Annotated in this window: 7 protein-coding genes; 3 read left to right on the forward strand and 4 right to left on the reverse strand. The window is 65.0% G+C overall.

Going from position 1 to position 7,021, the window contains the following annotated elements; genetic code table 11:
• Positions 1-286: 286 nt before the first annotated feature.
• Entirely contained in the window at positions 287-1,387 is a 1,101-nt protein-coding gene (locus H8B02_RS24905; protein WP_229168702.1) for an LLM class flavin-dependent oxidoreductase, read from the forward strand.
• 80 nt (positions 1,388-1,467) lie between these two features.
• Positions 1,468-2,022 (forward strand): flavin reductase family protein, encoded by a 555-nt coding sequence (locus tag H8B02_RS24910; RefSeq protein WP_092122778.1) that lies wholly within the window; start codon positions 1,468-1,470, stop codon positions 2,020-2,022.
• A 297-nt stretch (positions 2,023-2,319) separates the two neighbouring features.
• Here the strand turns inward: H8B02_RS24910 and H8B02_RS24915 are convergent, their stop codons facing one another.
• Positions 2,320-2,796 carry a hypothetical protein gene (locus H8B02_RS24915; RefSeq protein ID WP_229168703.1) on the reverse strand — a complete coding sequence of 159 codons (477 nt, stop codon included), beginning with the start codon at positions 2,794-2,796 and terminating at the stop codon, positions 2,320-2,322.
• 453 nt (positions 2,797-3,249) lie between these two features.
• Here H8B02_RS24915 and H8B02_RS24920 point away from each other — a divergent pair, with 453 nt between their 5' ends.
• On the forward strand, positions 3,250-4,005 hold the full coding sequence (locus tag H8B02_RS24920; protein WP_229168704.1) for an SDR family oxidoreductase: 756 nt from the start codon (positions 3,250-3,252) through the stop codon (positions 4,003-4,005).
• Between the two features lie 9 nt (positions 4,006-4,014).
• On the opposite strand, the gene H8B02_RS24925 is transcribed toward H8B02_RS24920, so the two are convergent.
• From H8B02_RS24925 to H8B02_RS24935, 3 genes are all read right to left on the reverse strand, one after another.
• Positions 4,015-4,419, reverse strand: a complete 405-nt coding sequence (locus H8B02_RS24925) for a hypothetical protein (RefSeq protein WP_229168705.1) — start codon at positions 4,417-4,419, stop codon at positions 4,015-4,017.
• Entirely contained in the window at positions 4,419-6,002 is a 1,584-nt protein-coding gene (locus H8B02_RS24930; protein WP_229168706.1) for a hypothetical protein, read from the reverse strand. Before H8B02_RS24930 ends, H8B02_RS24925 begins: the two co-directional genes overlap by 1 nt.
• An 81-nt stretch (positions 6,003-6,083) precedes the next feature.
• The coding region (locus H8B02_RS24935; protein ID WP_229168707.1) for a sigma-54-dependent Fis family transcriptional regulator at positions 6,084-7,021 on the reverse strand (938 nt) is incomplete at its 5' end.

A 7,021-nucleotide genomic window follows, 5' to 3' on the forward strand; every position in this document is an offset into this window, starting at 1 on the left:
CGGAGCAAGCCCCTCACCCCAACCCTCTCCCCGTAAGAACGGGGAGAGGGAGCAAACTAGCTGAATGCTTATCGGCGAGTCTCATGGCATGCGACACCGTCTCGCGACGGTGAGACGCCAATGGCCTCGCTGGGCCCGAGGCATGGCTTGCACCTGGCCGAAAACGCCGCCTTTCTCCTCCTCTCCTGCGATTTCCACGCTGGCACAGCGCTTGCTCAACGCATCTTTCGAATGCGCGGCAAGACGCATTGCATGACTGGATCACAAGCGAAGGAAGGAAACGCACATGGAGCTTGGCTACTTCACCATGCCCTCGCACCCGCCGGAGTGCGGATTGAAGGAGGGCCACGACTGGGACCTGCAGACGCTGCGCTGGCTCGATGAGCTCGGCTATCAGGAAGCCTGGATCGGCGAGCATCACACCGCGCCGTGGGAGCCGCATCCGTCGCCCGACCTGTTGGTCGCGCAGGCGCTGCTGCAGACCAAGAACATCCGCATCGGACCCGGCGGCTTCCTGCTGCCGTATCATCACCCGGCGGAGCTCGCGAACCGTGTCGCGATGCTCGATCATCTCTCGAACGGCCGCCTGAACTTCGGCGTCGCCGCCTCGGGCCTGCCGAGCGACTGGGCGATGTTCAATGTCGACGGCATGTCCGGCCAGAACCGCGACATGACCCGCGAGGCGCTCGAGATCATCCTGAAGATGTGGTCCGAGCCGGGACCCTGGACCCACAAGGGCAAGTATTGGACGGTGTCGAAGCCGGACACGATGTTCGACTTCCTCAAGCCCCACATCAAGCCGTTACAGGGCCCGCATCCGCCGATCGGCGTCGCCGGCCTGTCGAAGAATTCCGACACGCTCAAGCTCGCAGGCGAGCGCGGCTTCATCCCGATGAGCCTCAACCTCAACCCGGCCTATGTCGGCAGCCACTGGGACTCGGTGGAAGCAGGCGCCGCCAAGACCGGCCGCAAGCCGAGCCGCAGGGATTGGCGGCTGGTGCGCGAGGTGTTCGTGGCGGACACTGATGAGGAGGCGTGGAGGCTGTCGACCGGCGACATGATGGGCCGGATGATGGGCGAGTACTTCCTGCCGCTGCTCGGCCATTTCGGCTTCAAGGACTACCTGAAGCACGCGCCCGACGTGCCTGACAGCGACGTCACCGTCGAATATTGCGCGCGCCGGAATTGGGTCGTCGGCTCGCCCGCGACCGTCACCGAGAAGATCGAGAAGATCTACCGGGAGGTCGGCGGCTTCGGCGTGCTGCTGGTGTTCGGCTTCGACTACAAGCACAAGCCGGAGGCTTGGCGGCACTCGCTGGACTTGCTCAAGAACGAGGTGATGCCGCGGCTCAAGCATCTCGGCACCGAGTTCGAGAAGGCTGCATGACAGATAGGCAGGGTGCGGGGCTTGCCTCGCACCCGGTCTCGCATATCTTTGACGGAACTATTCCGGTTCAGGGTCAGGGCATGACGGTCGACGCACAGAGTTTCAAGCAGGCGATGCGGCATTGCGCGGGCGCGGTGGCGCTGGTGACGGTCGGCCGCGAGCCGGGGCAGCGTACCGGCCTGACGGTGACCTCGGCCTGCTCGCTGTCGGACAATCCGCCCTCGGTGCTGGTCTGCGTTAACCGTAATGCCAGCGCGCATGAGCGCATCCGCGCCGAGCGCCATTTCGTCATCAACTTCCTGAACGAGGACCACGCGCTGCTGGCGCTGACCTTCTCCGGCCAGAAGGGCGTCAACGGCGACGACCGCTTTGGCTTCGGCCGCTGGACCACCGGCGCGACCGGCGCCCCGGTGCTGGAGGATGCCGTCGCGGCGTTCGATTGCGTGCTGGCGCAGGAGCTCGAGACCAAGACCCATTCGATCTTCATCGGCGAAGTCCAGCATGTCCGCGCCGTGACCACGGTCGATCCGCTGATCTATCTGCGCTCTGGCTTCCAGAGCGTGCGCAACATCCATGATCCGGTCGTGCTCGGCGACATCGACGCGCGGCGCGTGAGCTGGAACGAGTTTTCCTGAAACGTACGGTGCCGACATCAGCAAGGTGGACGGCCCAGGCGTCTGATCCTATCTCGATCCGCTTGAGAGCTGTCGGGAAGCATCGCCGTTGGAGGCGCAATGCTGATCAAGCTGGCGCTGCGCTTCGCCACATCGCCAGATTTTCGAGGGGCGGAGACTTGGACTCCGCCGGCCAACAGACTTGGTCCGCCTCACGCCGCGTTTGATGGCGTGGGCCAGCGCGGCCATCCGACCTGCCGCCCCGGCCAACATGCGAGGCGTCACCGTCCTTGCTGTGGTCCCGCGGACGCTGCGCTGCTATGACCCCGGCGTTCTCACGACCAGTTTGATGTTCAGGAGATTGACCCCCTTAAACGGGTTCGGCGCGCTTTCGATCGTTCCGGTGCCCGTCGCGTTCGCATAGGCGCCCGTGCCCGAAAGGATCGTATATTCGCCATTTGATTTTCCGTCCTTGACCGCGCCGGTGTAACGCGCCGTGATCGCGCCATCCTCGAACGTGTAGGTGCTGTAACCGTAATAGGGGCCCGAGCCCTTCAGCATGTCTCCCGAATGGACGAACTCTTTTACCCCGATACGGCCATCATTGAAGATGGCGACACCAAAGAACTTGCCGGCAACGACCGTCTGCCCCTCGACGTTTGCTGCCTCGATGACCTTGACGTCGATCGGCTTGGTGACGAGCTTGAACTCGAGCACCTTCTCACCCGCTACGGCGGCTGACGCCGCAACGACGATTGCCACGCTGGAAACGAAAAAGGTGATAAAATTCCGCATAGACTCCTCCTGCATTTGCTGAAATCAAATCAAGGAGTGCACAGCGGGCTATACGTCATGCCCAGCATTTGCGTTGCAGCACGAAAGAGAGCCCGCGGTGATATCCCGGCAGCGGCTGAAGCTTTCGGTACCCCAGCACGCTGGCTGGGACGCACATCCTAGTCTACGCGCCGGTAAAAGGTTCAGCAAGCGTGGCCCGCCAACGGCCCGCGCGCATCCGATGACAGGTTCCGCGACATCAGGACAGCCCGTAGCATGCTATAGTGTGGTTGCCTGCGAGGGAGCGGTCGAGGCGGTAGCGCGAACTCACCAATCCTTCTCCCCGCGGCCGTGGTCGGCTCGCGCGCGGCAATCATCGAAGCTTCTGCGGATCGACGTATCCATGACGATTTCCGCCGGCAAATCCGGCAAGGGTGTCTCAAGAAACCTCGTCACCGACAAGGAGGATCATCCATGAAGATTGTTGTGATCGGCGGCACCGGACTGATCGGCTCCAGGACCACAGCCATTCTGCGCGAGCGCGGCCACGAGGTTGTCGCCGCTTCGCCAAAAAACGGCGTCAACACCATCACCGGCGAGGGGCTCAAGGAGGCACTGGCCGGCGCGGCTGTCGTGATCGACCTGGCCAACTCGCCATCATTCGAGGACAAGGCGGTGATGGCGTTCTTCGAGACTTCCGGACGCAACCTTCTGGCGGCGGAGGCGCCGGCCGGCGTCAAGCACCATGTCGCCCTCTCGATCGTCGGAACCGACCGCACGCCCGAGAACGGATACTTCCGCGCCAAGGTCGCCCAGGAGAAACTCATCGAGGCGTCCGGCATCCCCTACACCATCATCCGCGCGACCCAGTTCATGGAATTCGTCGGAGCCATCGCCGATGCGGGTGCAGTTGGAAACACCATCAGGCTCTCGCCCGGCCTGTTCCAGCCGATCGCGGCGGAGGATGTTTCCGCCCTTGTGGCCGATGTGGCGCTCGAGCCGCCCCGCAACGGCATCGTCGAGATTGCCGGACCGGAACGCGCGCCATTCAACGAAATCGTCGCCCGCTACCTGAAGACGATCGGCGACCCGCGTCAGGTGGTGCGAGACCCTGACGCCCTCTACTGGGGCGGCCGGGTCGAGGAGCAGTCGCTGGTGCCGTTGGGCGAGGCGCGGATCGGCCGCATCGATCTGAACGAATGGCTGCGCCGCTCGCGGCCGGCAGCCTGACGGAAGTAGCTACTTGAGCCACACCAGCAGCGGGACGGGCGCGCGGCCCTCGCAGGACAGCGTGCCCTCGTAGTTGTGCTTCTTGCGGGCGCTGTAGGTGCAGGGCGCGCCGTCCAGCACGAGTTCGGCCGTCACCTGCGAATCCGCACCCGTGAATTGCAGCCGGATCTCTCCGGCGCGTTCCTCGGGTCCATCCTGGGCGCAGATTCCGACATGCTTCATCTTCAGCGGTCCGGAGAACTGCTTGCGCGCATCCGGTCCGCTTTCGGTGAGATGCCCGGTCAGCTCCCATTCGCCGAGCACGCCGGCCTGGCCGAGGATCTCCATCGCACCGAGCGGCGGCACGTGGCAAAGACAGAGCGCAACGGCGCCGAGCAGCGCCGCACCACCGTTGCGCCATGTCATCCGTGGCATCACAGCTTGCTTCCGGTTGTCTGGCGCAATTCGATCAGCTCCGGCCTCGACAGATCCGCATCCGCAGTGAGCCGGGCGATCTGATCAGCGCATTCCCGGGTCTTCGCCTGATCGCCGGACGCCCTGGCGCTCTTGATCATCCCGACATAGGCAGCCAGCCGGTTCGGTTCCTTCTTGAGCACGGCCTCGTAGGCGGCAACCGCGTCGGCGGCCTTGCCGCGATCGAGCAGCATGGCGGCGTAGAGCTCGCGCGCCGGCGCGAGCGGTCCCGGCGTGACGGGATGCTTCTCGGTCTTGTCTTCCGCCTCCGCGGCGGCATCCATTGCGCTGAGCGCCTCGTCGTATTTGCCTTCGGCGTACAGCACCCAGGCGCTCGCGATCTGCTGCTGGATGTCGACGATGTTGGACCAGTAGGCGTCCTTCGCGTCCTTCAGCTTGTCGCGCAGCTCGACGAGCTTGGTGATATCGGCCTTGGCGGCGGCCGGGTCACCGGAGCGCGCGGCGCCGACCGCCCGCGCAAAATAGGTGATGGCATCCGCATAGGCGTACTTGGTCGGACGCACTTCAAGCGCGGCGGCTCCCTTCCAGTCGCCGCGTTCGAACACATAGCGGGCCTGGCTTGCCGCCACCGCGTAAGGCCCGGCGAACCGATCCTGTTTGAACGCGAGCTTGCCGAGCTCGTCGACCACCGCGCGCGCCTCCTTGTCCTGGCCCAGCTGCAGATAGGCGTAGACCAGGTAGTCCATCGCGTGTGCCTGATCCTGCTGTTCGCCGTCTTCCTTGGCGATGCGCGCGGACTCCTTGTTCGAGGCGATCGACTCATTCCAGTAGCCGACGCGCGTGAAGATGTGCGACGGCATGTGCTGGGCATGCGGCGCGCGTTCGGCGATCTTGGCATAGCGCATCGCCGCGGGGAGGCCCTTCTCCGCGAGCGCCGGATAGTCGTAGAGATGGATCAGATAGTGAGCGATGCCGGAGTGCTCGGGCTGGCGCTTGAAGATCGGCTCGAGCAGCGCCGCGCCCTTCAGCTGGTTGGCATAGGTCTTGTCGGTAGGGGATGCCGCGACGTTGAGCGTGATCGCGTAGGCGATCTGCGCCTCGTCATCGTCGGCATAGTGCGTCGCGACCTGCTCTTCGGCTGCGAGGAATCTCTGCACGCGGGTGCGGTGATCGACCTTGTCATAGTCGACATACATCGCCGCGATCGCGTGGATGTATTCCCGCTCGCGTTGCGTGCTCGCGTTCAGCGCCTGGCCTTTCTCCACGGCCTCGAGGCCGAGCGGAAGGTTCTCCGGCGGCGGCGGCCCGTGCGGATTGTAGAGATAGCTGAGCGCGATCCCCCAATAGGCGATGGCGCATTGCGGGTCGGCCTCGAGCACCTCCTCGAAGGTGCGTCGCGATGCGCTGTACCAGAACGAATGCTGATACAGCATGGCGCGATCGAACGCCTCCTGCGCCTCCGGTTTGCAGGATGTCGCAAAATGGACTTTGCCCAATCGTTGTTCAGTAGAATCCGAGGCGGCAGGCTGCGAAATGGTCGCGGCAACCAGGCCAACGACCACAGCGAGGGGAAACCGTGTCATGGGACCCGCTCCGTGGCGTTGAATGAAGGGCGTAGGATAACACCGTTCCCGCGCGGCCGGAACAGGAGGTGCGCTTCCGGTCTAGCTGTCCAGCTCGATCCCTAACGCCTTGATCTTCCGGTACAACGTCGCGCGGCTGAGCCCGAGCGCCTGGGCAGCGTCCGTCACTCTTCCGTCATTGGTCCGCAACGCATCGACGATCGCGGCGCGCTCGCTCGCTGTGTGATCGGCCTCCGCACCGCGCGCGCCAAACGGCGGCAGGTCGAGATCGGCCTCGGTGATGACGCCGCCCTCGGCGGTGGCGCCCGCGAGCCGCAGCACGTGGCGGAGCTGGCGCATGTTGCCGGGGAAGGGATAGGCCATCAACTGCGTCCAGGCATCGGGTGCGATGCGGCAGTGCGGCGCTTCCTCGTCGGCGATCTGCGTGATGATGTCCCTGCGGTCGGCGCGTTCGCGCAGGGCGGGCAGGCGGATCTCCATGCCGCGCAGCCGATAGTACAGGTCGGAGCGGAAGCTGCCGTCCTCCGCCATCCGCGCGAGGTCGCGATGGGTGGCGCTGATCAGGCGGATGTCGACGGCGACCGGCTTCAGCGCGCCGAGCGGCCAGACCTCGCGATTTTCAAGCACGCGGAGCAGCCGCGTCTGCAGCGACAGCGGCATGTCGCCGATCTCGTCGAGGAACAACGTGCCGCCGCTCGCCTGCACGATCAGCCCCTTCGATCCCTCGCGCCGCGCGCCGGTGAAGGCGCCGGCCTCGTAGCCGAACAGCTCGGCGTCGATCAAGCTCTCCGGCATCGCCGCGCAGTTCAGCGCGACATAGTTGCGGCCGGCGCGGTTGCTGGCCGTGTGAATGGCGCGTGCGAATACGTCCTTGCCGGCGCCGGTCTCGCCCCGCAGCAGGATCGGCAGATCGAGATTGCCGACCGTCATCAGCCGCTTCACGCCCTTGGTCAGCACGGGATCGCGGCCCGCGAGCCGGTGCAGGCCGGAAAACTGTCCAGCCGGCGTTTCGCGCGACG

It is taken from the genome of Bradyrhizobium altum, from assembly GCF_020889705.1.
Lineage (GTDB): Bacteria > Pseudomonadota > Alphaproteobacteria > Rhizobiales > Xanthobacteraceae > Bradyrhizobium > Bradyrhizobium altum.